This is a genomic window from Adhaeribacter sp. (assembly GCF_057359045.1).
Map to the genome: position 1 here is coordinate 90,667 of NZ_JBMQUD010000012.1, position 26,109 is coordinate 116,775.

A 26,109-nucleotide genomic window follows, 5' to 3' on the forward strand; every position below is an offset into this window, starting at 1 on the left:
AGACCATTTTTTTTCCCACCACCTGCGTAAAATAATGCTGTTTGCCCGCGAATAAAGCGAGGTGGAGTTTATGCGGTGTCGTCGGCTAAAGAAGCTGAAGAAAAAAAGCGAATTAGCTAATATTTAAAGACAAAGCTCTTGTCTTCTTTTTCAAAACAGGAATTAAACCAGAACCCGCTTCATCCGTGCCGCGGTTTTTTGCGTTTTAAGTACCTAAAGCCTTAAAAAGGTTTTATTCAGAAAAAATAATTAGACTAAACCAGGCAATTACCATGGCAAAAAAGAAAAAAACTTCCGAAAAGAAAGCCCGGGTTCACAAAGAGCTCGAGGGCTTTGAGATAAAGATAAATCCGCTGGGCGAAATAACCTCTAACTACGACATAGACCAGATAAATAAATTCCTGGATAAAAATGTATATGACAAAAAGCTGGTGAACAAAGAGGCCGACGATGACGATGAGTTTCATGTGCAGGAATCAGACGAAAACGAAGACAATGACGAAGATTTTCTGAAAGGTGGCGCCGATGATAATACCGCAGAAGATGATTTACCGCCCCGTTCTAAACGCAAGAAGTAAATATTTTAAAGCCAGCTTAGCGAACCCGGCGAAAAGTATTTATACTTGCTTAAAAGACATAAACCCTTTAACCGATAATACTTAAAACTATGCGTTCGCACGAAATTGATTATAAAATTTATGGCAATGATATCCAGGTACTGGAAGTAGAGTTAGATCAGCATGAAACCGTAATTGCCGAAGCCGGCGCTATGGTGTACATGGAAGACGGCATTACCTTTGAAACCAAGATGGGCGACGGCTCAGAACCCGAGCAAGGCGTTTTGGGTAAATTATTTTCGGCTGGCTCCCGGCTCCTGACCGGCGAATCTTTGTTTATGACCCATTTTACCCACCGGGGTTACCGGCCCAAAAGCCGGGTTGCTTTTTCGGCGCCTTATCCCGGCACCATTATGCCCGTAGATTTAAGCCAGATGCCCCAGGGTTTAATTGTGCAAAAAGATGGCTTTTTAGCGGCAGCGCTGGGCACCAAAATAAATATTACGTTTAACCGGCGCTTAGGCGCGGGCTTTTTTGGCGGCGAAGGCTTTATTCTGCAACGCCTTACCGGCGATGGTTTAGCCTTTGTGCACGCCGGCGGTACGGTTATAGAAAAACGCCTGCAAAACGAAACCTTACGCATAGATACTGGCTGCGTAGTAGCTTTCGAAAGCGGCATCGACTTTGATATTCAGCGGGCGGGTGGCTTAAAATCGATGATATTTGGCGGTGAAGGTTTAATGCTGGCTACTTTAAGCGGTACCGGTCGGGTGTGGCTGCAATCAATGCCGGTTAAGAAACTGATTGAGGCTTTAATGCCCCGCGGCCAGAATGCCAATAAAGAAGGTGGTTTGCTGAGTAGCTTTCTGGAATAATAAGCCTTGGCTTATCTAATTAAACCTGAATATTTGCCTGCTTTTGGGCAATAACTGTAGGCGTACTCCCTAAAATAAATCAGGAGGAAATTCTAAAGCTGTAAGCCGGGAATTTCCTCCTGATTTTTTATTAAAAGCAATTCATTATTAAAAACTAAGTATATTAACCAGTAAAGCTTTTCTGGCTAAGATCTGGCCGATTTAAATAATGGTTTATTCTTGATTTTAGAATCTGCTAAAAAAGCTGGCGGCTGCACGCAATGTGCTACGTAAAAATCAAACCGGTTGTATTGAGCTAAAGATTGCGAAAAAGCATCGGCGTAGCTCTCGTAATCACCTACTACGGTCTTGTTCCGGATAACAATATATTTGTTTGCGTAAGCTGCACAAAGTCTTTGTTTGTGGCTAAGAAAATACGAAATTTCTTTCTGAAAATTTTCCATCTGTTTGTGGTGTTTAGAATGTAGCTTATATACGCCTGCGGCAACTTTTGGTACCAGGTAAATAAGCGGATTTCCCGGAATAAATACGCAAGAAAATGCACCTATAAATACGTATTCTAATCTTAAGAAAACTTCTTAAACCGCGTTTGAGCCCTACCCAGGTATCAACAAATTTTCTGGTTTTATACCCACTGCTGCACTTGTAAGCTATTTGCCCAATAAGATATTGGCGGAGAGCTTTCTATTTCTTTTATACTGCACTAATACTGAACTAGTTTAGAGTTTTGTAAATCACCAAAAAATATGCCCTTGCCGTGTGTTATCACCGGCAAGTAGTCGGGCAGGAGTTTAAAAATTGGCGGTGATAACACCACCAATGGCGGCCAAACTAACATTTTAGAGAAACTCTAAACAACTTCACTATAAAATTTATAGAACCAAATAGTTATATCTTAAAACATTAAACCGCTGTAAAAGGTAAAATCAGAGGCGCAGGAGAAGGATTTTGCTTTTTTGTTCGTTACGCTTTTTCCTAAAACCTAATCAATAAATTTCTTGACCAGGAGGGCTCCTATGTATGGCAAAAAAAGAAAATTCCAAGAAAAAGGAAAACCATAACGGCTTACCCGTGCCTACTGGCAAATTGCTTTCGATAGGCGGAAAAGAAGACAAAGGAAACACCCCGCAAGATCGGCAACATAACAATTTTCATAACCTGGAAATATTAGGCCGCTTTGTAGAGGAACTGCAAGGCCATAATCCGCTGATTGCCCTTATACCTACGGCATCTGGTATGCCGGAAGAAATGGCCCACGATTATAAGGCCGTATTTAAAAAACTAAAAATTAGCAACGTAGCGGTAGTAGACATCCGGACGCGTCTGGACGCCAAAGAACCGGCTTACTTAGAAATGATAGATCAGGCGGCCGGCGTTTTTATTACGGGCGGCGATCAATTAAAACTAACGGCCATATTGGGCGGAACCCAACTGCTGCAACGCCTGAAAGAGCGATATACTTTTGACAGGATTATAATAGCCGGTACCAGCGCCGGGGCTGCGGCCATGTCTACGCCCATGATTTACGAAGGCGAAGTGCAGGGGGGCATGATTAAAGGCGATGTGAAGGTAACTACCGGCTTAGAATTTATAAAAGACGTAGCCATTGATACCCACTTTATCTCCCGGGGCCGCATCATCCGGATGTCGCAGGCTATTGCCACCAATCCGGGTTGTATTGGTATTGGTTTAGAAGAAGACACCGCTATACTGGTATCGGAGGGCAGAAATATAGAAGTACTGGGCAGTGGTTTGGTAACGGTAGTAGATGGTATGGATATTAGCCATACCAATATTTATGAAATAAATAGCGGCGAGCCTTTTACCGTAAGAGGCTTAAAAGTTCATTTACTCCGGAACGGTGAACATTACCGCATTCCGGTGCACGAGCAGTTACATATTTAAACCAGCATCCTTTATAAATAATCTCCCCATATTACCAGCGTATAAAGTAGCCGGTTTTATGCCTGTAAAATTTCTCCTAGTCCTTCGGCCGTTAATGGTTTGGTCAGAAAGCCGGCAATCGGATATATATTTGCTCTTTCCCGGTCTTTGGGATGAAAAGAACTGGTACACATAAAAATTTTAGTCTGGCTTAGGTTAAGCCCGGTAGTTTTGCTTAGTTCTTCTAAAAATTCAAAACCATCCATTACCGGCATTTTTATATCTAAAAAAATAATATCGGGCAGGGTCTCTCCGGCTTTAGCCAAAGCCTGCAATTTATTTATTCCTTCCTGTCCATTAGAAGCCGTAATAATTTTTTTGCCAACCCCGGCCTTTTGTAAAATTTTCTTCGACAAAAAGCACCAGTTATCATCGTCATCTATAACCAAAACCGTATTTATTTGGGTTAGCTTTTCTGGTTTATCTCTATTGGTACTCGTTTCTTCCACTACTATATATTTTTTAATCTGGGCAGGAATTTGAGGCAATATTTAAAATTAATTTTACATTTCCGCTTTAAAATACACCTTAAACTCGGTACCCGTCCCCGCTTCACTATTTACTTCTATTTTACCACCGGCATTTTCTACAATTCGTTTTACCATAAACAAGCCTACGCCGCTGCCTTCTACATGGTCATGAAAACGTTTAAACATGGTATATAATTGTTCTTGTTGCCGCTCATTCATACCTAGTCCATTGTCTTCTACCCGTAATATTACATAAGGTTCTTCCAGGCGGGTATCAATATTAATAATACAATCCCGTTCCGGCGACTGGTACTTAATGGCATTGCTAATTAGGTTGTATAAGATGCTCCGGAAGTTTTTCCGCGAAAACTTAAGCTGGTGCACCTGAAAATCGGTTTTTATAAAATAATGATCTTGGCTGGGCACAAAGTCTAAGTCGGCAATAATATCTTCATAAACGTCCTTTACATTAATTATTTCGGCAGACGGATTCTCGCTGAAATCTTTGTGCAGGCGGTTAATCTCAGTCAGGTCATCGATGGTGCGTTTCAGGCGATTAATTGAGGCGTTAACCCGCTGCACTATTTCTGCTGTTCCTTCGGTCAGGCAGTCTGATTGAGTTAATTCGTCTTTCAATAAATTCATTAACGCTTCTACATTGGTAATCGGCGACCGCAAATCGTGAGACGCCGTATAAATAAAGTTATCCAGATCCAGGTTAATTTTGTGTAGTTGGTCGTTTTTATCCTCTAAGGCACCTTGCTGGCGTTCGGCCAGTTTATCCTGCAGCTCTTTTTGCTTGGTTATATCGCCGGTAATTTTTGTAAAACCTACGTGCTGTCCATCTGCCGAAAATATAGGCGTAAGGGTAACACTAGCCCAAAACAAAGAACCATCTTTGCGTTTGCGCCAGTCTTCGGTGTCGTAAACGCCATTTTTTAAAGCTTCGTCCAGTTCCTCCTGGGGTTTGCCGGCTTGCTGGTATTCATCGGGGTGCAACATGCCATAAAACTGGTCTATTGTATCTTCTTCGGTAAACCATTTTATGCGCTCACAGCCTTTGTTCCAGGTTTTTATAATACCTTTTGTATCCATAGCAAAAACAGCATAATTCTTTATTTGTTCTATAAAGTAAGTGTTTATGCTTTCGGCCGAATAATAATTGTTCATGAATAATGTAATTTGCCTGATTTATTCCTTCTACTATAAATTATAAAACAGGTTTTACCAGCAATTACAGTCTGGTGTAAATTATTAGTTAGGATTAGAATAAGGCAGATAAAAGCTTAAATATGTACCTGTGCTAAATAATTGAACTTAAAGGCCTTAATAAAGGTAGTATAACCAGAGGCGACCTATGCTATGGGGTAACAGCGTTTCTGCTGAAGCCATGGCCTTGGAACCATCTTTCGATTATTTAAAAACCTTTACCAGCGAAGTAGACCACGTGGTTTTTGTTTACGAAATCGCGGCTAATCGCCTGGCCTATCTTAATCCGGCTTTCGAAAAAATCCTACACCGTACCCGTAAGAGTGTCCAGGAAAGGCCTTTGTTGCTGATGAGCATGGTGCACCCGGAAGATAAGCAACACGTACAGCAGATTTACCAGGATTTACTTAAGGGAATAATTATTAATGAGGTTGAATTTCGGATTAATTTACGGAACCACACCGAAAGATGGGTATGTGTAAAGCCGCTGTTGCAGGAAGAACAAGGCGTAATTATGGGTTATGCCACCGATATTACTGCCCAAAAGCAATATAATGATGTTCTGAAGAAGTACTCTGATAAAAAGAATGCTATTCTTAATATTCTCTCCCACGATTTAGCGGGGCCGCTAGGTTTAATTGGTAATATGGCCGAAGTGCTTAAATCCGATTTAAAAACTTATCAGAATACAGATGTACAGGAAATAATCTGCTTAATTCAGAAAAGCAGCCAGCAAGGCATACAGTTAATTCAGGATTTTGTAAAGCAGGAATTTCTGGAATCGGCCAACGTAGAGTTAATTAAGCGGCGCGTAAACCTGGTACAAACCATAAGAGAATCGTTGGAGCAATACCAGCAAACACAACAACTCACGCACAAAACTTTTCATTTTATTTATACCACCGACCCTATTTTCCTGGAGCTGGATGATAATAAGTTTATGCAGGTTATTAACAATTTAATCTCGAACGCCCTAAAATTTACGCCGGATGGGGGAGAAATAACCGTGGCCCTGGAAGAAAAAGAAGCTACTGTTTTAATTAAAGTTACCGATACCGGTATTGGCATTCCCGGAAAATACCACGCTACTTTATTCGAGAAGTTTACCAAAGCCCGGCGGCCCGGGTTGAAAGGCGAGCCTTCGGTGGGTTTGGGCATGTCTATTATCAAAACCATTGTGGAGTGGCACCACGGCCACATCTGGTTCGAAAGCCAGGAAAATAAAGGCACTACTTTCTACATTGAAGTTCCTAAAACCTAGACCCGCCAGCGCAAATAATTCTTACGGGGCACAACCAGGCTAGCCGCGACAAAGAAATTAATGCAATAAGCAGATAAATACTTACTCCCGGCTACTTATACCTTTAATTTATTAGCCAGATACTTAAATACGTGTTTTTTTACTTAAAGAACACGGCTACCTGAACCAGAATTTATAATGTTATGTATTCTACCCAAGAACGCTAATATTATTACCCGATCATCTGCTTATCAGATACGACAGTTTTTACCTGATGCCCGCATTAAGTTCTTTTAACGGAAAGGCTGTGTAAAATTCTAAAAGAGCCACCGCGGCCTATTCTGGAAGTGTTTCAACCTTTTTACACTTTTATATCATAAAACCAAAATAGTAACTGATGCTTTACAAGAAATTATTCTTTATTAGGATACTATGCATTTATAAAAGATACTACTATGCTTAGGATAATATTAGTAGATGACCACCAGGTGGTTCGGAATGGATTAAGGAGTTTACTGGAAAATACCGCCTCCAACTTTAAAATAGTAGCCGATGTGGCCTCGGTACCCGAGTTATTACAAGTGCTGCAAAATACGCCAACAGATATTGTACTCATGGATATTAACATGCCAGGCACCGATGGCCTGGCGGCAACGGCTCATTTAAAAGCACATTTTCCGGCTATTAAAGTAATTATTCTATCTATGCTGAATAATGAAAATTACGTAGCCCAGGCCATGGCAGCAGGTGCAGTGGGCTATTTAACGAAAACAGCTACCCGGGTAGAACTGGTACAAGCCATTGGGATTGTGGCGAGCGGCTATAAATATATTACTTCCGATATTAGTTTATCCTTTCTGGAAAAAGCCCAGGCTAACCCGATTGAGACATCTAAACCCGAAAAATTATCGGAACGGGAATTAAAGGTGCTGCGTTTAATTGCCGATGGCTACACCAACGAACAAATTGCCGATATGCTTTTTAATAGTAAAAGAACTATTGAGACCCACCGGCAAAATATTCTGCTGAAAACAAAATCCAGGAACACGGCCCACCTGATTGTATACGCCGCCCGCCATCATTTGCTGGACTAGAAGCTATTTATATAGATAAACTGGTAATAAATACCTAAAAAGCTAGAAACCCGTATTTTGTTCCGTACAACTACCTGATTACTATAAGCTAAGAAACATTTATGCTGGCTAAGGGGTACTAAATTTATGTTGTTAAACAATAGCTTTATTTTTTATTGCCATAGCTTTATTATTTAAAAAGGGTACCTATAAGTACCCTTTTTATTTTTCTGGTTGTAGCAACACCGAGCAAATAGCAAAAAAAAGCGCCGGCGGTACTTGTATCTGCCGGTGCTTTTTTTTGCTATGGAACATTACTTTTAATTTGTAGCGCAGGCAAAGTTGGCTGGCTTCCAGAGAATTTTGGTGTTTTTAATGTTTTTACCTTCTTCGGGCTTATCGCTTAACATAAATAATAGCTCACCCTGGCAATTATAAACCGGCAAAACAGTCATACACATGGGGCAGCAGTTATTATAGATAAAAACTGTTTGCCCCTTATAATCGGCTTGCTGAATGTAAAAATATTTCTCAACATCCGATGGGTTCTGTTCCCGGCGCTGTACTTCGGCTTTTAGCCACGCCAGTTCTTCTAAGGGTTTTTCTACAGCACAGGTATTCACTGCGGTTAATAAATAGGGCTCATCTTCTTTCTCACAAGAAAAGGCCATCAGTGTAATTGCGATAGCAAACAATAATATCTTTTTCATGGCTTTATCCTTTTATAACCATGACCCACTCTGATTTATTTTGGTTGCATTGAGCAGCAAAAAACAAGCTGCACTGGAGAATATAAACTACTACCAATAAACCAGTTACAGTAATTTAAGAATCTCGTCCAGGTGCTCGCGCGTGTTAGATAAACGGGGTACTTTGTGTTGCCCGCCCAATTTACCTTTCTGGCTAAGCCAGCGGTAAAAAGTACCTGTTGGTGCGGCATGGATTATAGGTTCCTGCAGGGCAATATCGTTTTGCCGTTTCGCATCGTAATCAGAATTAATTTGCCGGAGCGTTTGGTCTAAAACCTGGGTAAACTGGCTTAAATTTTCGGGCTGCCGCGAAAACTCAATAATCCACTCGTGGCCACCGCGGTTGCGGCCTTCAAAATACAGCGGTGCCGCCGTAAAATTATAAATAATAGCGTTGGTTTTCTCGCAGGCGGCCGTAACCGCAGCTTCGGCATTTTCTATAATTACTTCTTCGCCAAAAGCATTGATAAAATGTTTGGTGCGGCCCGATATTTTAATGCGGTAGGGTTCCAGGTTGGTAAATTTAACGGTATCGCCAATTTTGTAGCGCCATAAACCGGCATTGGTAGATATTACCAGCGCGTAATTTTTATTTAGCTCTACCTGGTCTAAACCAATGGTTAGGGGTTGTTCAGCGTCCAACTGATCGGCCGGAATAAACTCGTAATACACGCCGTAATCCAGCATCAGCAGCATTTCGTCATCGGTACCGGGCTGGTCCTGAATGCCAAAAAAACCTTCCGAAGCATTATAAATTTCGAGATAATGCATTTTATCGGAAGGAATAATATTGGCAAACAGCGGCCGGTAAGGGCTAAAAGCTACGGCACCGTGGGCAAACAGCTCCAGGTTAGGCCAAACTTCGGTAATATTCTTTTTGCCGGTTATTTCCAGTATGCGGTTTAGGAGTACGTAGGTCCAGGTGGGCACCCCCGAAATGCCGGTAACATTTTCCGGAATGGTAGCTTCGGCCATGGCTTCTATTTTCTCTTCCCACTTATCCATTAGGGCAACCTTTAGCGGCGGCGTGCGTCCCAGCTCGGCCCAGATGGGTAAATTTTGCATAATTACTGCCGATATATCGCCGCACTGGCTATTGGAATTAAACTCATTGGGGCGCAAACTACCACCAATCGAAAGCATTTTACCGTTAAACAGCTTTGTTTCGGGGTACATGTTGGCGTAAATCGAAAGCATATCTTTGCCGCCTTTGTAGTGGCAATCTTCCAGAGCCTCCTTAGAAACCGGAATAAATTTGCTCCGGGCATTGGTAGTACCCGACGATTTAGAGAACCAGGTAATTACGCCCGGCCACAGCACATTGGCCTCGCCTTTCATGGTGCGTTCTATTTCGGGATACAGATCTTCGTAAGCCGATATGGGTACGCGTTGCCGGTACTGCTCCGGCGAGGTGATTTCGTCGTAACGGTATTTTTTACCCCAATCAGTATTTTTGGCGGTTTGCAGCAGGTTAATAAATAATTCGCGCTGCACATCGTGCGGGTACTTCCTAAATAATTCAATCTGGTGTATGCGCTTTTTCATGACCCAGGTCATGATCGAATTAATTATCTCCAAAGCTTTCCGGTCTTAATTTTTAGTAATTAGAAAATAAATATTCACAAATTAGTATGTAGTAAATAATCTTTCAGCCGCGAATGGTTTTAAATAATTTAGCAATTGCTTTCTCAGGTATATTTTATGCCGGCTTTTTAAACACAAAGCATCCAATTTAACACATTGCTAACTGTGTTTATCCTATTTTATTACTATCTTTTATTACTTCAGTAAAACACAAAATAGCCGCGCTAAACCAATCTACATTCGCCATGTTGAGTGGTTTAGGATTAATTGCTTCTCAACTTAAATTTTTCGTTTTAACTCAAAGTGCTTGCCCAGGTAAACGCGCCGCACCTGCTCGTCGGCGGCCAGTTCTTCGGCGGTACCAGACTTTAATATTTTGCCTTCAAAAAGCAAATAAGCGCGGTCAACTATCGAGAGCGTTTCGTTTACGTTGTGGTCGGTAATGAGGATACCAATATTTTTGTTTTTTAGTTTGGCCACAATACTCTGGATTTCTTCTACGGCAATGGGGTCTACGCCGGCAAAAGGCTCATCGAGCAGCACAAACTTAGGATCTACAGCCAGGGCCCGTGCTATTTCGGTCCGGCGCCGCTCCCCACCCGACAGCACCATTCCTTTGTTTTTGCGCACGTGCGTTAAAGAAAACTCCTCCAGCAAGGCTTCTACTTTCTCGCGTTGTTCAACTTTGGGCTTATCGGTCATTTCCAGTACGGCCAGTATATTTTCTTCTACGGTTAAATCCCGGAAAACCGAAGCTTCCTGCGCCAGGTAACCCACACCTTTTTTGGCCCGCCGGTACATGGGTAAGCTGGTAATTTCTTCGGTATCGAGGTAAATTTTACCGGTATTGGGTTTTACCAGGCCCACAATCATATAAAAAGACGTGGTTTTACCGGCCCCATTTGGGCCCAGCAAACCCACAATTTCGCCCTGGTTTACTTCTACCGACACGTCGTTTACTACGGTGCGTGCTTTATATTTTTTAAAAAGATGTTCTGCCTTCAGTATCATTGGTTCAAAATTAAGGAAATTAAACGGGATAGAACAAGCCAAGGTATACTTTGGCGGCCTAACCTACGGTTTATTTTGCTTTTAAATAGCGCTTGTTTTTACCGCCGTTTAGTTTGTAAAGGTTTACTTTTGAACGCCCGCTAAAGTTTAAAAGTGTATGGCTGGCCTTAACCTGAAAAAAATAAAAGCCGGTACCATAAGTACCGGCTTTTCACCCAAATACAAACACAGCAATTTTAATTAATAAAGAGACCTAGCAAGACCAGCCGAAATAGCCAGTAATTGTTTTTAAGAAATATGAAGCTAATACCGGCAATTTTATTTTGAACAATGTACTTATCTGGTAAACCAACAAACCAACATGTCTTTAACTTTTTGAATATTCCGGTGTATAGCAATTGTTAAAAAGCTGCGACCCAATACTCCTTTACCTTTTGGCGACTGGTTAAGCTAATGCACAAACTTGCTGATGTTTATAGTGCAGAACAATACTTATTTCTAGGTATTTACCACCTATTCCCGAAAGACAGAGTCATATTCCAATAATCTCGGCTCTTGTTTAAATATGATACTTCAGACTAAAGAAAAAGTGTCTTCATATTATTCTAATCGACTTGGGTACGGAAACTGAACTGATGCATCTTTTCTGTAATTAGCCTTTCTATATTTTTCTTATGGCATTCCGATGCTTGTTGCCTTGTGGGTAAAAAGTAATATTTATGGCCTGATTTCTGACTGTTTTAGGTCTTTCCCAGAAAAAATAATATTAAAAGTTATACGGAGCCCCAGTAATATACTATATTTGTCCACCAGATTTTAAATGACTATGATAGCTTTAGCAGCCCTCCCTCCGCGGTAAGGGCAATTCTCCTTTCTAGCTTATCAATTTGGTAGCGCTCTGCAGGCTACCCAGTCTTTTCCTATATTATTATTTTAGTTTTATGTCTTCATCCGGACTATTCAGAAGAAAATTATCTGGTGCTTACCATATTATAAAACAATCCTTGCAAGGCGAGGAAGTAGATTATACCACCGGCAGTATTAAAAAAGCGGTCATTTTACTGGCAATCCCTATGATGCTGGAAATGATTATGGAATCGGTATTTGCTCTGGTAGATTTATATTTTGTAGGGCACCTGCACAACAGCAGCTATGCCATACAAACAGTTGGTCTTACCGAATCGGTTTTAACGGTTATTTACTCGCTGGCCATTGGTATAAGTATGGCGGCAACAGCGGTAGTGGCCCGGCGCATCGGCGAAAAAGACCCGGTTGCTGCCGCCAAAGCCGGTATGCAGGCCATTTTAATTGCTGTTGCCCTAAATACAATTATCAGTGCCCTGGGCCTTATTTACGCTACCGATATCTTACTGCTCATGGGTTCCTCGGCCGAGTCGGCGAAGCAAGGCACCCCATTTATGCAGATTATGATGGGCAGTAGTATTTTTATTATGCTCCTGTTCCTGGTAAACGGCATTTTTAGAGGCGCCGGCAACGCGGCTATTGCCATGAAAAGCCTGTGGGTAGCCAATGTGGCCAATATTATTCTTTGCCCCTTGTTTATTAACGGCTGGGGGCCGGTACCAGCCTTTGGCCTTACGGGGGCGGCCATTGCTACTACTGTGGGCCGGGGTTTAGGCGTTTTGTACCAAGCTTATCATTTATTTAACGGCAACAATACGCTAAAAGTAAGGCTAAGCCATTTTCTGCCCGATTGGGCACAAATTAAATCCTTGGTGCAGATTGCGTCGCCGGCGGTGCTACAATTTGTAATTGCTTCGTGCAGTTGGATATTTCTGGCCCAACTGGTGGCTACTACCGGCGGCGACCATGGTTCGGCGGGTTATCAAACGGCTTTGCGCCTGCTTATGTTTTTTATGCTGCCGGCCTGGGGTTTAAGTAATGCGGCATCTACGCTGGTTGGCCAGAACCTGGGCGCACAACAACTGCAAAGGGCCGAACAGGCTGTAATTACAACCGCTAAGTACAATGTGCTGTTTATGGCCGTAATTACCGTTTTAAGTTTAAGCGGCGCTCCTTTGTTTATTTCGTTTTTCACGAACGATGCCCAGGTACAAGCTATTGCCGTCCGGGCCATCCAGATTATGAGCTTGGGGTATATTTTTTACGGCATTGGCATGGTGCTAATAAATGCATTTAACGGTGCCGGCGATACCTGGACACCTACCTGGGTAAATTTAGGTGGGTTTTGGCTATTCCAGATTCCGTTGGCCTATTTCCTGGCCATTTACGCCGGTATGGGACCAACGGGGGTGTTTGTAGCAATACCCATTTCCGAAACTTCTATTTCTATAGCCGGCATTATTTTGTTCCGGAAAGGCAACTGGAAAAAAGTTAAGGTGTAAATCTTTTCAGTTTTTAAATTATTAGCTTCAGTTAGGTAGCCAACCACAATTAGGCTGGCTACCTAATTGAAGCTACTTTTGATGCCGGAACGTTGAAGAATGCTGATTTTTGACAATGCTTCAGGTTTGCTACAGAATATTCGTTTAAATTTCCTCGTTCCCAGACTTCAACTTAAATGTATTTGATATTTGTTTAATAATCCTGGCCTATTTTGGAATAATCTTTGTTTTAAAGAATTATCTCTTATGGCTAAGTCGTAAATTTATTTGCATTAAATGATTGTAGCATCTTTACTTTGGCTAACATTAAAGTCTTTGTTACCTTTAAAGTCGATTTCAGCTTTAATACATTAATTCCTTTTCATGAAGAAGAGCGTTCTTTTTTTCTCTGCTGTTTTACTACTCCTGGTTAAAACCCATGCCCAAGAAATAACACCTGATGCGGTCAAAGCTACACCCGCCGCTTCAAATGCCCCTTTAAAACTTGTTTTTCCCAATCAGGCAGGCTGGAATGTGCTTAAAGAAGGGAAAAAACTTCAGTTTGAGGTAAAAGCCACCGGCGGGACCGGTAGCCGGTTTACGTATTCGGTTACGCAAGGCCGTATAGAAGGGCTGGAGTTTGATACCCTAGGCCATTTTTCCTGGACACCGAGCTACGATTTTGTGGATAGGTTGGCCAAAGAACGGACCGTACAACTTTTATTTGAAGCAAAAAACGAAAAAGACGAGCGGGTAAGCCAGGTAGTGGATTTTAAGGTTGAGCACGTAAACCGAGCACCCATTGTAGGCGAACTAAAGCCTTTGTATGTGCAAAATAATACCAATAACACCTATACCATAGAATCTTCGGCTATAAAAGATGAAGACAATGATCCCACTACTATTATTCCTATTTTAAGTAGCATGCCGCAAGGCGCTAAACTGTCGGCGCAGGGAGAATTTTCCTGGAAACCTTCGCGTACCCAGTTTAACCAGTTGCGGAACACCCCCATAGAGCTGGAGTTTTACGTAGAAGACCAACCAACCAAAGCCCGCACTAAAGGTCAATTCAAAATTGAAGTAACCCAGGAGGATTTGCCTCCTAATATCATACTCATTCCCTCCCAGAAAAGGTTTAAGTTTAAAGAAGATGTTACCCTTAATTTAAAGTTTCAGTTAGACGACCCGAACGGAGAAAGTGATATTGCTTCGTTTAGCTTTATTTCGGAAAATCCGGGTGTACCTCCCAGTGCACTTGTAAAAAACACCCCGTCTCAGTATGAATTTATCTGGAAACCGGGCTACGACTTTGTAAAAGATCCGCAAGATTCGGTTTCTTTTAATATTACGTTTTTTGTGCTGGATAAATCAAATAAGCAGCATGAACGTAAAATAGCCTTTTCAGTTGTGAATGCGGTTAACGAGGCCGAGAGTGACCAGAAACTATACAGCGAATACCGTTCGTCGTTGGTGCGGGCTTATGACCTGATGGAACAACTAAAGCAAGCCGAAAAAGACCTGAAGCGTAAATACAACCGGGCCCGTAAAGGCAAAAAAGGCCGTTCGCTCACCAGTGCTACCCTGGGAGCCGCTACCGGTATTTCGCCGGTTGTAATAGAAGTGCCCAACACCACCAAAAAAATAACTACCATTGGAGGCACCCTGGTTATGACCATTGGGACCCTGGAAGCAACCGAAGTAATTGGCCGTTCTACGAAAGATTTAATAGACCGCCTGAATTACATTATTGAAAAACGCAATGAGTTACAAACCAAAGGCGATATTTATGCCCGTAAATATTCGCTTAAATCGGCCCGGCGCCGGTCAGAATTTGTAAAAGAAACCGATGAGTTTGTAGCGGTGCTTAATTTAAAAGGCTTGGTAGCGCTGGAATTGGATTCAGGTTGGCAAAATAAAAACAAAGCCACCAACGAAAACATCAGCAAAACTTTTAAAGACTTTAATCCCGAAAATTAACCCAAACTTGGCTATAAAATAAAAGCGCCTGGAGATTCTTTTCTCCAGGCGCTTTTATTTTGTACTACCTTTAAACCAGAAATTACTATAACCCGCGTCTTGGCTATTTTAAACTTGCCAAAGGTGCTATAACAGCCTTACATGTTTTGACAAGAAGCGCAAGAAGCGCAATAAACTCATAATATTCTAAGCACTATATCTAATTAAATATTAGGGCAGCATTATCTTACATCATTTATTCTTATAAGTAGTTAAAGAACAATTTTATAAGATCTTACTACTGATCACTTAAAACTGATTACTTAATTCAAGCCACCACGCCGGTTAGGTTTAACGGGAGTTGGCCAGTTGCCGGGTTTACCGGTTTTGGCATCGAGGGGTAAAACACTTTTATCGCGCGAAGTTTTTTGCGGGTCTTCGCTGGCCATGTAAGCTAAAATAGCGGTTAGAATGGCATTGCTGCGCACATCATCAAACACAATTTTATCGTAAGTATCGCGGTTGGTATGCCAGGTATACGTGCCATACGACCAGTTTAAAGAACTTAAAGAAAAAGCCGGAGCCCCTGCTGCCACAAAAGAAGCAAAATCGGAACCGCCAGTGCCGGGCGTACCCGGAAAACTCGTCTGGATTTGCGACCGGATATCGTCGGGAACTTTGGTTAGCCAACGGCCCAGATATTCATACGAATTTACAAAGCCTTGTCCCGAAAGGTTTACGACCCGGCCGGTACCATTATCCTGGTTAAATACCGCCTGAGTATTCGATACAATTTCCGGGTGGTCTTCTACAAAGGCGCGCGAGCCGTTTAAGCCTTGTTCTTCGCTGCCCCAGTGACCCACCAGAATGGTCCGTTTGGGATTAGGGTAAACTTTTTTCAGGATGCGCATGGCCTCCATCATGGTTAAGGTGCCGGTGCCGTTGTCGGTAGCGCCTGTGCCGCCATCCCAGGAATCGAAATGGGCCGATAATATCACGTACTCCTCGGGTTTTTCGGTACCTTTGATTTCAGCAATGGTGTTAAAAGTAGGTACCACGCCTTTTTCTTTAGACTCGGTACGTACGGTAATTCGGGGTTTATTTCCCGATTCGGTTAAACGGTAAAGTAGGCCGTAATCTTCCAGAGCAATATCAATGGTAGGTATTTTTTTGGTGTAAGCACCAAATATTTTGTTTACGCCAAACCCGTTAGACCAGTTAGACATTACAATACCCGCTGCACCAGCTTTTTCTAAAGCTACCGGTAAGGTACGCGCCGTATGCCCCGTTTTGCCGATGCGCTTGCGCCAGGCCTCGGTCTGGGCCAAACGGGCTGCTTTCATTTTCTCAAAAGATTCGGGCGTGGCAAATTCTTTCCAGTTGTAATCTGGCCGACCCGTTGGTTGCAGCATCGAAATCATGACAAATTTGCCTTTTACGGCCGGTAACCAGTTTTTAAATGCTATCGAATCAGTTACCTCCGGAATAATAATCATTTCGGCTGTAACCGCCTTTTTCATGTTGGGGCTCCAGGCCAGTTGCATGCCTTCCAGGGTTTTGGTGCGCGGGTAAACCAGATCGATGTGCGATGCACCTCTTTCCCAACCGCGCCATTCGCCCCACTTTTCGTTGCGGGCGTTTATACCCCAACTTTGGTACTGGGCAACGGCCCAATCGTTGGCTTGTTTCATTTGCGGTGTACCCACCAGGCGGGGCCCAATTACATCCATTAATTCGTGGGCCAGCTTTTCTAACTGCGAATTGGTAGTAGCTTCTTTTACAATATTATCTACTACGGGGTCTTTACTTTGGGCAAAGACTCCGTTACCCAATAGCAGAAACAAAAGGAAGAATATTTGCGAAATTTTTCTCATGTAATTTCTTTTTGCTGATAACTAATCACCGAAATTACAGAATAAATCAAAATATTAAGCAGTTATGGCCATTTCCTGAGCCCGACTACATACAAATGTAGGAGCGTTAGCTTTTTAGCTGCTTTAAAAATTTAATCATCCGGTTACTGCAGAGCCATAAAAGAACCTGATTTGCTACTCCAAGGCAAAAGCAATGTACTTGTCGCCGGATTTGGTATTGAGTTTACCGCCGCCACAGGCAATAACCACGTACTGCTTACCTCCTACCGCATAAGTACTCGGCGAGGCGTACCCGGCAGCCGGCAAGGAAACCTGCCACAATATTTTCCCGGTCTTTTTATCTATAGCCCGGAACTGCTCATCTTTAGAGGCGGCAATAAAAATTAATCCGCTACCCGTAAGTAAAGGCCCGCCGTAATTATCGGTGCCCGTTGGCGGAATGCCGCGGGCCGTTAAATCTTTATACTCGCCCAAGGGTACTTGCCATAAATGCTTGCCGGTATTTAAATTTATAGCCGTTAGCGTGCCCCAGGGCGGTGCACTTACCGGGTAACCATGGGCATCGTACCAGCGGTTATAACCCGTATGTTGGTAAGGCATACCTTCCTGGGGGCTGTTTACCTTTACTTCGGTATCGGCTTTATTAAATAGATAATCTACAATTGCTTTTTGCTCCTGTTCCGGTAAATGCGAGAAAGAAGGCATGCGGCCCCGCCCGGTACGTAATATCTGGTAAACATTTTCAGAAGACAATTTTTTATCGAGCGCCAATAACGACGGATACGTGCCGTCGTGGCTGCCTTGGCGGTCGGGGCCGTGGCAAGCACCACACGTACGGGTATACAACTGCGCACCGGTTACTACACCTTTGTTTTTAATCTGCTCCCGCTCTACCAATGCCGAAAAAACCGGATTTTGCTTTGCCGGAATGTAAATAATGCCTTTGGGATCAGTGGCCGCCCCACCCCACTGGGCTCCGCCGTCGGTACCCGGAAAGAATATGGTCATGTCTTTACCCAAAGGCAGGTACGGGCTACCGGTGCGCGCTTTTTTTAGAGTGGCCGCAATAGCCTCAGGGTTAGCCGCAAACGGATTTATATCTTTTTCGGTGAAGGTTTGCTTTGTAAAAGGCGCGGGCTTTAGGGGTACCGGTTGGGTAGGACTGGGATGTTCGCCGGAAATGGCATCGGTAGACACCGGTTGCTCTTCAATCGGGAAAAGCGGCTCGCCGGTTACGCGGTTAAATACAAATACCTGCCCTTGCTTTGTAACCTGGGCCACGGCTGCCACTTTTTTACCTTTTCCCGCCCGAATAGTTAATAAATTAGGTGGTGCCGGTAAATCACGGTCCCAAATATCGTGGTGTACCAACTGGAAATGCCAGAGGCGCTTACCAGTAGCGGCATCCAGGGCAATTAAGCAATTGGCAAACAAGTTATCGCCTTTGCGGTTGCCGCCGTAAAAATCGTAAGACGCCGACCCGGTTGGAACAAACAAAATGCCCTGTTTCCGGTCGATAGCCATACCGGCCCAGGCATTTGCGCCACCCAGGCGCTCCCGCGGGTGAGCCGGTGCCCAGGTATTATAGCCAAACTCCCCTTCGGCCGGAATGGTCCGGAAAGTCCAAACCAGCTTACCCGAACGTACATCATAAGCCCGGACATCGCCGAGCAGCGCGGTTTCGCTTTCGGCTAGCCTTGCTCCCACAATAACCAGGTTATTATAAATTGTAGCGGGCGTATTGGGCCGTACCATATTATCGGCACCGGGGCGTTCTATACCCACTTTTAAATTAATTCGGCCCGCCTGGCCAAAGCTTTCTATGGGCAAACCGGTATTAGCATCTAGTGCATACAACCATTCGCCGGCCCCAAAAAATATTCGCTTATCGCTATCAGCGGCCCAATAAGTTACACCCCGGCTAATGGTACCGCCAACATTTTGCAGATTTGTTTTCCAGCGCTCCTGGCCAGTAGCCGCATTTAAAGCAAATGCCTGTGTATTAGCCGAAACCCCGTACAAAGTTCCGTCTATTATAATCGGGTTACACTGCATCTGGGATTTATTCTGTACGGTATCGGCTCCGCCGGAGGCATATACCCAAGCCGGTTTTAATCTTTTAAGGTTGTGTTTAGTTATTTGCCGGAGCGGTGAATAATGACTTTTGGCTTCATCGCCATTGTACTCGCTCCAATTGGTGTTGGGTAATAAAGAATTGATACAAGAAGTAAAAAGCCCTACGGAGAGAAGGAGTAATACTTTATTTTTCATCCAGCTTAAACTATTACAGGTACTTACCAGAAGAGCAGAAAATCCGGTTTAAACTTATAGTTAACCCAATAATCCGAATATACTAATTATTCTGAAACTGGCTGAAATTAAAATAACGGCGCAGGTTTATTACCTGGGTTCACAGCGCAATAGCTAAATATTTATGAAGGCTACTCAAGCTAAAAATATTCTTTATTTTAATTTATGCATATATAACAAAGCCAGCGGCGGGCACTTCGAGCCAAACGGCTTTACCCTCTTTATTTTCAACGGTAATTTCCTGTCCAATTTTGGTAGCATCGGTTGCATACAAGCAGGTTAATTTACTTCCGACTGGGTGCAGGTTGTTATCAATAATAACCCAGGCCGCCCGCGCATTATCATAATCGGTATTAATGGCCAGCAAAATTTCTTCGTTATTAAATATACGGGACCAGGGCACTACGGCTCGCAGCTCATTACCTACTAAGGTGGGCAAGCCAAAACCCTGGCCATTCTCCGAAATTTCGCGCAAATATTGCCGGCCACGGAGCAACGCCATTTTATTTTTCCGGATAGCCAATATTTTAGATAATTCCTGGTAAACCCAGCTATCTTCGTTAAAAAAATGTTGGTTCTGGGTTTCTAAAGCCCCGAACCGACCGCCAAACATACATTCCCGTAGAAATAAATCGTTGCCATCTCTTTCGGTAATTCCTTTACCGTTAAAGCTTTGCTCTGAGCCGTAGTAAATACAGGGTATGCCCAAAGTAGTGGCATTTAGGGCCAGAGCATTTAAAATTACCCGCCAGCCTTGGTCGTGGGCACAAAAACGGGCTTTCCACTTGCCTTTACGCACCTGGTCGTGGTCGTCGAACATGGTTACTACTTTATTTCGGAACCAAACGTGCGACTCTTTATGCATTAACACCGAATTGCGAAACAGGTTAAAATAATCGGCGGGGTTGCGGTAGCCTTTTACCAAATATTCTAATTTATCCGGAATATCATCGATGCCCAAAGCGGCATTCATGCCAATGGTTTCCAGCTTTTCGTAGGCAAATTTACGTCCGCCGGTTATCTCGCCAATCAGGTAAAAGTTTTCTTTGCCAATACATTGCGTAAACTCATGAATAGCCGAGGCAAAATAGCGGGCGGCACCCGTATCCATGTGCTTTACGGTATCTACCCGGAAACCATCCAGGTCGGCAAAAGCAATCCAATATTTATAACACTCAATTAAAGTTAAAAGCGCCGGAGAAGGTACGTACTGGTCGGTGGGGCCGCTACCTAATTTAATTTCTTTTAAATCACTAAAGTCACCCTCCAGGTATTCCGGGTCGTGGTCCCAGTTGGTAATCTGGCCTTTTCCGGTAAAGGTTTGCGGAGCTTGCAGTTCCTGCGGCCAAACCGCGCCATCGGGCCAGGCAGCCTTATTTACAGCATCGAAAGAGATAGTGGGCTGACCTGTTTTATCATTAAAACCGGCAATGGTGTACGGTTTACCATCCCAACGGGGTTCTAAAAACCAGTTACCATCTCGTTCGGTCCAATAGCGATCTGGGCTATAAGAAAAAATATTGCCAGCGTGGTTCAGAATCACATCCAGAATTATGTATAAGCCTTGGGCGTGGGCTACAGTTACTAATTCTTGTAAGTCCTGGGCAGTACCAAAATGCGGATCAATATCCAGAAAATTCTGGGTGCCGTAACCGTGGTAAGTATCCTGAAAAGAAACCTGCTTGAGAATAGGACTAATCCAGATGGCGGTAATGCCCAACCGTTTTAAATACCCAATTTTACTTGTAAGCCCTTTTAAAGTACCGCCGCACCAGCCATGCCCCTGCTGCTCCCATATTTCGCGGCTTATGTAATTAGGCTGTTCTATGTTAAAAGGCGGCGTAGAACCGGTAGTAACCAGCTCATTATTATTATCGCGGTACCGGTTTTCCTTTCCATCCGAAAACCGGTCGAGCATTAAAAAATATAAAACCTGGTCTTCCCAGGCAAAAGGCGACGGATGAAAGGTCCGGTTGGTTAAAGCTTCTAGATCAATTTCGGCAATGCGCTTCGGTTTCATGATTGGCGTTGATTAAGAAAAATAATATTAGCAATCAGCGTACATACCTCTTCTGAGAAAAAGAATATTTTTTACTTAAGCTAATTTTAAGCTCTTTGGAGGATCAAGCCAATATATTTCTTCTGCCAGCCTTTAGCAATACTAAATTTTAAGTATTTTTTTTAGAAAAGAAAACAATTTGAACCTAAGTACATTCAGCATTTACTACAGCCATTTACTTAATTACACCATAATTCGTTTAGTTCTGCGCTTAAAGAAAATAAGCACCAAGTGGTATATGGTGCGGGCACGCCTCACCCGGGTCTTATTTCCCGACCTCCGGCCGCTATACACTTGCCCTTTGATTATTTTCAGGAATAATAGGGGCCAGAGGCCGGTAGAAAGCCTCACCAGCGGAACACTGGCGAGAGCATTTGATTAAGCACACTATCGATTTAATATCGGTATAAATTTGTATTCTGTTAGATAAAAGACTTTACAATTGATTGGTGAAAGGCTAAACTACTTTAAAAAAAGCGCTTACGTTACAGGTAATGAACCTATACGTAAGCGCATGGGATGGGAATATTTATTTCTTTTGCTGCGACAGGAAAGTAATAAGCGAAGCAAACTCTTCATACGATAAAGAATTGGCCAGTCCGGCCGGCATCATAGAAGTTTCTAATTCTTTGCGCGAAACAATATCGCTGGTTTTAATGGTAAAAACTTCACCGGCAATATTGCGCATCACCAGCTTATCGCCCGACTCTTCCGAGATAAAACCCATATAGTTTTTGCCACCTTTAGCCGTTAGCTGTACCGTAGCAAAGCCCTGCGAAATTGAAGCATTGGGTTTTAAAATAGATTCGGCAATTTGTTCGCGGTTCATGATAGAACCAATCTGGCCCATAAATGGCCCTTTCATGGTTTCACCTTTGTTCAGGCTGTGGCAGGCAATACAACCTTGCTGGGCAAAAAGGGCTTTTCCTTTAATGGGGTCGCCTTTTATTTTCGCCATGGCTAACATTACGTCTTCAATAGATGTTTTACCAATCTGGCCTTTTTGGTTCCGGATTTTCTCCAAATCGACTTTAACTTCTTCTGTACTGGCTAAATTCTCTTCGCCGCCAAATTCGGTTATGCCCATTCGGTGCCGGGCGTTCAGGTCAGCAAAAAACTGCTTGTCGGTGGCTTTATTCCATTCTTCTTTCAGGAAGCTTTCTATTTTGGGCGATGCTTCCCAGGCAATGCCTTTATAATAAGGTCCGTGGGTATCGGGGCGGGTACTCCACCACCACGAACCATCGTAAGGCGCTTCTTGGTGGTATAAGCGAGAAACCGTCGTAAGTATTTCTTTTTTCAGCTTTTCGTCTTTGGTTTTTTGGTAAGCCGCAATTAGCCCATCCACCGCTTTGGGGTCGTGCAGGTAACGTAAAGCCCAAAGTGCCAAAGTAGAGTTTTCGGTACCAATGGCATTCACACAGGCATCTACCGCCTGCAGGCTTACCAAAGAGCGCACGGCAATATGCGGCGGAATAATGGCAGAATTGGGGGTTGCATGTGGCCCTTCTGTACCTTTGGCTGGCGCAATAAAAGAAGCCGGCACTTTGGTTTGCAGCAAAGCGGCAGCTGCATCTTTATAGCTTAACCGGCTTAAGCCTACTGCAGCTACTACCTGTACCCGTGGCGATGAATCTTTTAAGCCTTGCATAAATGGTTCGGCAGGTACTCCTTTTAAACGGGTTTTCCGGTCGGCTAGGGCTCGTAAAGCAAACTCCCGCATTTGGGGTTCGGCGGTTAGCTTAACCAATTCTTTTACGCCACTTTCGCCGGCTGCCTGGGCATAGGTATAAACCCCAGCTACCCGAACCGCCAGCGATAAACTTTTATCGTTAGCAATTTTAAGCGCTATTTTGGCAGCTTTTTTATCGGAGCGTAATAACAACTCTTGTTGTGCGTGTAAGCGGGCCACCGAACTATTAGATTTTAATAATTCTGTTAATTGTTTCTCCGAAGCTTTCTTGGGGTTAGGAAACGGCTTATAATTCCAGTTTTTAGGCACAGCCCGTACTACAAAACCTTTACCGGGGTTACCCGAATAACCGGCACCATCCCAAGCCGACATATATACCCGCCCGGAACCATCAATATCAATATCTGTGATTTGGGGGAGCTTGATAAATTCCTCTTCTTTTTGTTTAAAGCTGGCGCCATCTGGCGTTACCCGATGAATGTACAACTGACTTCTACCCCAATCGGCCATCATGGGTACGTTATTGTATTTTTCGGGCCAGGTAGCATCGTCCATAAATAAAGCGCCGGTACCAGAGCCACCACCTACGTCTACCAGAGCCGGAATAATTTCGTCGGTGAAATGCTTAAATAATACCGGGTAACCGTACTCGCCGGATTGAATTTGGTTGCTGAACCGGATGTTCCAGCCGCCACCATCGTTGGTATTGCCCCGGGTAAAAATATTCATGAATGGGTCTATGGCTACGTCGTAAATATTGCGCATACCGTGGGTATAAACTTCCATTTCGGTACCATCGGGGCGCACCCGCACAATACCGCCACCCAACATAGTCATTTTTTTACCGGTCCGGTCTACTGCATCATGAAAGCCAAAATCGCCAACAGCAATGTAAATCCAACCGTCAATACCCATCCGGATACCATTAGTAGCATGGTCGGTGCCTCGGCTTTGCAAAAATTTAGGCGAGCTAATATTTTGAATAAGCGGTTTAGATAGTCCATCGGCTGTCCCATCCTGATTTTTATCTTCAAAAACGACCAGATCCATACCCGATGCTTTACCAGTTTCCGGGGAAAAGGTAGTGTGCAAAACAAAAACCTGGTCGCCGAGGGCAATTATGCCGCGCGGATTATCAACTTTGGCAAAAGTAGTATGCTGATCTACTTTACCGTCATTGTCTTTATCTACCAGTTTAACAATGCTGCCTTTATCCGGGCTTTTGCCCAAAGAGCCCATCATATCTACTCCTACAAATACTTCGCCGGTTGGCGCTACGGCTAAACAGGCCGGACTAGGAGTAAGATCAGGACCCGTAAAATTGGTTATTACTAACTCGGCTGGTCCCTCTGGTGCAGTTGCCCGCGCACTAATCTTTTTGGTAGTTTCTACCTGGTTTTTAGTTTGTGAAAGGCCTAATTTTTCAACTATACCAAACCACAATAAAAATATATAAAAAAGAATAAGAGGAATTTTTAACATGTAATAAAATTTAATAATTACTGCTTTTCTTTGAAATACCAGCGCTCGCTAAATAATTCAATTATACACCTATCTTGAGCCTGCTAATATACTCAAGTTTACTAATCGTTTCAAAATAAGTGTTTTATATTTTTGATATATATTCGAATTATGTATAATAGCTAATAAGGCCATACTTGCTTAATTGCTTGATCTTATAACCTTTTTATTTTACAATTATTTATCCTTTTTATTTTTAAATATTCTCTTCCTTTTAATCTGTAAAATAAATATACTAATGGATAAATATGTGTTCATTAGCTTTTGTTTAAGCTTTAATTTATGGAATTGTAAAACTACTCCAATTACTAAGAACAATTCCTTTCCAGGTCAACTCATTTTTTAGTCAGGATTTGAAGCTAATATCCAAGTTGTAGCGCTTGGAAACGATGCAGATATTATAGGTAAAGACAATTCTTCAACCGGAAACAATGATTTCAACAGCGATTTAGATAACCTCCCTGATATTAGTAATTTCAATATGCAGTTTCAAGGAGGAGATTCTACTATGCGCTTTGCCAAGATTGTTCCAGAACCTGGTGCCCGCAGGACCGTGTAAGGAGAAAAACGGCAATTTGTTTTTGACTTGAATAAATTTACTCATAATATGTAAGACCCATCCTCAAATAGGGTTAATGATTTTAACCTGCTACAACTTTACACGTCTAAAGAACTAATTACCTAACTTATATCTCAGAACAAAACGCTTCAAATTTATTAAGCTGATTTTTATTTTGGCGGAACAAAAGGCCTGAGTAAAGTTTATCTTAATCTTTAATTTACTTACATGGGGTGCCTTGAATACTTGACTTGATAAAAAGTTGAGATTACTGTTGTTGAAAGTTGTAGCGCAGGCTGAAGTTAGTGGCAGATATTGGGAGTATCTAGAAAAAGCAAGAGGTAGAGACAAAGCTAATCTTATTCTTTTTAGCCTATCTTCCTTTTTCTACTAAACGCAAAGAGCCCTTCTTAACAGAGGGGCTCTTTGGGTATATACCGGTAGGTATATGCTAAGAAAAAAAAGGGGTTGGCGGCTACCTACTCTCCCGCGTGTGACGGCAGTACCATTGGCGCTACGGGGCTTAACTTCTCTGTTCGGAAAGGGAAGAGGTGAACACCCGCGCTATAACCACCATTATTTTGCTGGGCCGTTTTGGCGGTCCCGGAAGCTGACTTATTCAGCTTTGATGCTTTAAGTTCTTTTAATCAGTTTAGAGGTTAAAGTTAATATCTTTATACTAACTACTAATCACTAACTACTAATAACTAGATTGACAACATAAAAGAAGAGAGGTAACAGCAAGTATTTACTAAAGGGTAAACTATTTGTTTCAAAGAAAGCTTACGGGTAATTAGTACGGCTCAGCTAATGGTATTTCTACCGGTACACCTGCCGCCTATCAACGTCATCATCTTTAACGACCCTTAAAAGAAATCTCATCTTCAGGTGAGTTTCGCACTTAGATGCTTTCAGCGCTTATCTCATCCAAGCGTAGCTACCCTGCGCTGCAGCTGGCGCCACAACAGGTGCACTAGAGGCTTGTCCAACCCGGTCCTCTCGTACTAAGGTCAGGTCCTGTCAAATTTCTTACGCCCACAACAGATAGGGACCGAACTGTCTCACGACGTTCTGAACCCA

The 26,109-nt window shown here is 43.0% G+C and carries 17 protein-coding genes and 2 rRNA genes; 7 read left to right on the plus strand and 12 right to left on the minus strand.

Annotated features, from left to right (window positions below; genetic code table 11):
• Window positions 1-272: 272 nt before the first annotated feature.
• Both ACO1R6_RS02715 and ACO1R6_RS02720 read left to right on the plus strand, forming a co-directional pair.
• A complete protein-coding gene (locus ACO1R6_RS02715; protein ID WP_486261963.1) occupies window positions 273-578 on the plus strand; it encodes a hypothetical protein in 306 nt (101 codons plus the stop codon).
• A gap of 89 nt (window positions 579-667) precedes the next feature.
• Complete coding sequence (locus tag ACO1R6_RS02720) at window positions 668-1,432, plus strand: TIGR00266 family protein (RefSeq protein ID WP_486261965.1); 765 nt, start codon at window positions 668-670, stop codon at window positions 1,430-1,432.
• A 185-nt stretch (window positions 1,433-1,617) separates the two neighbouring features.
• On the opposite strand, the gene ACO1R6_RS02725 is transcribed toward ACO1R6_RS02720, so the two are convergent.
• Window positions 1,618-1,875: a hypothetical protein gene (locus ACO1R6_RS02725; protein ID WP_486261967.1), complete on the minus strand. Its 258-nt coding sequence runs from the start codon at window positions 1,873-1,875 to the stop codon at window positions 1,618-1,620.
• Window positions 1,876-2,452: 577 nt separating this feature from the next.
• Here ACO1R6_RS02725 and ACO1R6_RS02730 point away from each other — a divergent pair.
• Entirely contained in the window at window positions 2,453-3,337 is an 885-nt protein-coding gene (locus tag ACO1R6_RS02730) for a cyanophycinase (RefSeq protein ID WP_486261969.1), read from the plus strand.
• A gap of 56 nt (window positions 3,338-3,393) precedes the next feature.
• Here ACO1R6_RS02730 and ACO1R6_RS02735 read toward each other — a convergent pair whose 3' ends face one another.
• A complete protein-coding gene (locus ACO1R6_RS02735) occupies window positions 3,394-3,864 on the minus strand; it encodes a response regulator (protein WP_486261970.1) in 471 nt (156 codons plus the stop codon).
• 15 nt (window positions 3,865-3,879) lie between these two features.
• Entirely contained in the window at window positions 3,880-5,016 is a 1,137-nt protein-coding gene (locus ACO1R6_RS02740; protein WP_486261972.1) for an ATP-binding protein, read from the minus strand.
• A 187-nt stretch (window positions 5,017-5,203) separates the two neighbouring features.
• Here ACO1R6_RS02740 and ACO1R6_RS02745 point away from each other — a divergent pair, with 187 nt between their 5' ends.
• Together ACO1R6_RS02745 and ACO1R6_RS02750 are read left to right on the plus strand one after the other, a co-directional pair.
• Window positions 5,204-6,316 carry a PAS domain-containing sensor histidine kinase gene (locus tag ACO1R6_RS02745; RefSeq protein ID WP_486261974.1) on the plus strand — a complete coding sequence of 371 codons (1,113 nt, stop codon included), beginning with the start codon at window positions 5,204-5,206 and terminating at the stop codon, window positions 6,314-6,316.
• Between the two features lie 434 nt (window positions 6,317-6,750).
• A complete protein-coding gene (locus tag ACO1R6_RS02750; protein WP_486261976.1) occupies window positions 6,751-7,389 on the plus strand; it encodes a response regulator in 639 nt (212 codons plus the stop codon).
• A 299-nt stretch (window positions 7,390-7,688) separates the two neighbouring features.
• On the opposite strand, the gene ACO1R6_RS02755 is transcribed toward ACO1R6_RS02750, so the two are convergent.
• The 3 genes from ACO1R6_RS02755 to lptB form a co-directional block, all read right to left on the minus strand.
• Complete coding sequence (locus tag ACO1R6_RS02755) at window positions 7,689-8,078, minus strand: hypothetical protein (RefSeq protein WP_486261978.1); 390 nt, start codon at window positions 8,076-8,078, stop codon at window positions 7,689-7,691.
• Window positions 8,079-8,183: 105 nt separating this feature from the next.
• The gene (locus ACO1R6_RS02760; protein ID WP_486261979.1) at window positions 8,184-9,695 is read right to left on the minus strand and encodes a GH3 auxin-responsive promoter family protein; all 1,512 of its coding nucleotides are present in this window, start codon (window positions 9,693-9,695) and stop codon (window positions 8,184-8,186) included.
• 285 nt (window positions 9,696-9,980) lie between these two features.
• Window positions 9,981-10,712: an LPS export ABC transporter ATP-binding protein gene (lptB, locus tag ACO1R6_RS02765; protein ID WP_486261981.1), complete on the minus strand. Its 732-nt coding sequence runs from the start codon at window positions 10,710-10,712 to the stop codon at window positions 9,981-9,983.
• Window positions 10,713-11,653: 941 nt separating this feature from the next.
• Between lptB and ACO1R6_RS02770 the strand changes: the two genes are divergently transcribed.
• Both ACO1R6_RS02770 and ACO1R6_RS02775 read left to right on the plus strand, forming a co-directional pair.
• Window positions 11,654-13,078 carry an MATE family efflux transporter gene (locus ACO1R6_RS02770; protein WP_486261983.1) on the plus strand — a complete coding sequence of 475 codons (1,425 nt, stop codon included), beginning with the start codon at window positions 11,654-11,656 and terminating at the stop codon, window positions 13,076-13,078.
• A 363-nt stretch (window positions 13,079-13,441) separates the two neighbouring features.
• Window positions 13,442-15,034 carry a hypothetical protein gene (locus ACO1R6_RS02775; RefSeq protein WP_486261985.1) on the plus strand — a complete coding sequence of 531 codons (1,593 nt, stop codon included), beginning with the start codon at window positions 13,442-13,444 and terminating at the stop codon, window positions 15,032-15,034.
• A 302-nt stretch (window positions 15,035-15,336) separates the two neighbouring features.
• Here the strand turns inward: ACO1R6_RS02775 and ACO1R6_RS02780 are convergent, their stop codons facing one another.
• From ACO1R6_RS02780 to ACO1R6_RS02805, 6 genes are all read right to left on the minus strand, one after another.
• The gene (locus ACO1R6_RS02780) at window positions 15,337-16,887 is read right to left on the minus strand and encodes a M20/M25/M40 family metallo-hydrolase (RefSeq protein ID WP_486261987.1); all 1,551 of its coding nucleotides are present in this window, start codon (window positions 16,885-16,887) and stop codon (window positions 15,337-15,339) included.
• Window positions 16,888-17,061: 174 nt separating this feature from the next.
• Window positions 17,062-19,158, minus strand: coding sequence for an outer membrane protein assembly factor BamB family protein (locus ACO1R6_RS02785; protein WP_486261988.1), 2,097 nt, complete (start codon window positions 19,156-19,158; stop codon window positions 17,062-17,064).
• Between the two features lie 202 nt (window positions 19,159-19,360).
• A complete protein-coding gene (locus ACO1R6_RS02790; protein ID WP_486261990.1) occupies window positions 19,361-21,217 on the minus strand; it encodes an alpha-amylase family glycosyl hydrolase in 1,857 nt (618 codons plus the stop codon).
• A 568-nt stretch (window positions 21,218-21,785) separates the two neighbouring features.
• The gene (locus tag ACO1R6_RS02795; protein WP_486261992.1) at window positions 21,786-24,431 is read right to left on the minus strand and encodes a DUF7133 domain-containing protein; all 2,646 of its coding nucleotides are present in this window, start codon (window positions 24,429-24,431) and stop codon (window positions 21,786-21,788) included.
• A gap of 1,064 nt (window positions 24,432-25,495) precedes the next feature.
• Window positions 25,496-25,607, minus strand: a 5S ribosomal RNA gene (gene rrf, locus ACO1R6_RS02800).
• 194 nt (window positions 25,608-25,801) lie between these two features.
• A 23S ribosomal RNA gene (locus tag ACO1R6_RS02805) occupies window positions 25,802-26,109 on the minus strand; the annotation flags it as partial.

What these genes read in the sequence shown, in the direction of transcription:
- ACO1R6_RS02715 (WP_486261963.1), top strand. Translation starts at nt 273, where the DNA reads ATGGCAAAAAAGAAAAAAACTTCCGAAAAGAAAGCCCGGGTTCACAAA.
- ACO1R6_RS02720 (WP_486261965.1), top strand. Translation starts at nt 668, where the DNA reads ATGCGTTCGCACGAAATTGATTATAAAATTTATGGCAATGATATCCAG.
- ACO1R6_RS02725 (WP_486261967.1), bottom strand. Translation starts at nt 1,875, where the DNA reads ATGGAAAATTTTCAGAAAGAAATTTCGTATTTTCTTAGCCACAAACAA.
- ACO1R6_RS02730 (WP_486261969.1), top strand. Translation starts at nt 2,453, where the DNA reads ATGGCAAAAAAAGAAAATTCCAAGAAAAAGGAAAACCATAACGGCTTA.
- ACO1R6_RS02740 (WP_486261972.1), bottom strand. Translation starts at nt 5,016, where the DNA reads ATGAACAATTATTATTCGGCCGAAAGCATAAACACTTACTTTATAGAA.
- ACO1R6_RS02745 (WP_486261974.1), top strand. Translation starts at nt 5,204, where the DNA reads ATGCTATGGGGTAACAGCGTTTCTGCTGAAGCCATGGCCTTGGAACCA.
- ACO1R6_RS02750 (WP_486261976.1), top strand. Translation starts at nt 6,751, where the DNA reads ATGCTTAGGATAATATTAGTAGATGACCACCAGGTGGTTCGGAATGGA.
- ACO1R6_RS02755 (WP_486261978.1), bottom strand. Translation starts at nt 8,078, where the DNA reads ATGAAAAAGATATTATTGTTTGCTATCGCAATTACACTGATGGCCTTT.
- lptB (WP_486261981.1), bottom strand. Translation starts at nt 10,712, where the DNA reads ATGATACTGAAGGCAGAACATCTTTTTAAAAAATATAAAGCACGCACC.
- ACO1R6_RS02770 (WP_486261983.1), top strand. Translation starts at nt 11,654, where the DNA reads ATGTCTTCATCCGGACTATTCAGAAGAAAATTATCTGGTGCTTACCAT.
- ACO1R6_RS02775 (WP_486261985.1), top strand. Translation starts at nt 13,442, where the DNA reads ATGAAGAAGAGCGTTCTTTTTTTCTCTGCTGTTTTACTACTCCTGGTT.
- ACO1R6_RS02780 (WP_486261987.1), bottom strand. Translation starts at nt 16,887, where the DNA reads ATGAGAAAAATTTCGCAAATATTCTTCCTTTTGTTTCTGCTATTGGGT.
- ACO1R6_RS02785 (WP_486261988.1), bottom strand. Translation starts at nt 19,158, where the DNA reads ATGAAAAATAAAGTATTACTCCTTCTCTCCGTAGGGCTTTTTACTTCT.
- ACO1R6_RS02790 (WP_486261990.1), bottom strand. Translation starts at nt 21,217, where the DNA reads ATGAAACCGAAGCGCATTGCCGAAATTGATCTAGAAGCTTTAACCAAC.
- ACO1R6_RS02795 (WP_486261992.1), bottom strand. Translation starts at nt 24,431, where the DNA reads ATGTTAAAAATTCCTCTTATTCTTTTTTATATATTTTTATTGTGGTTT.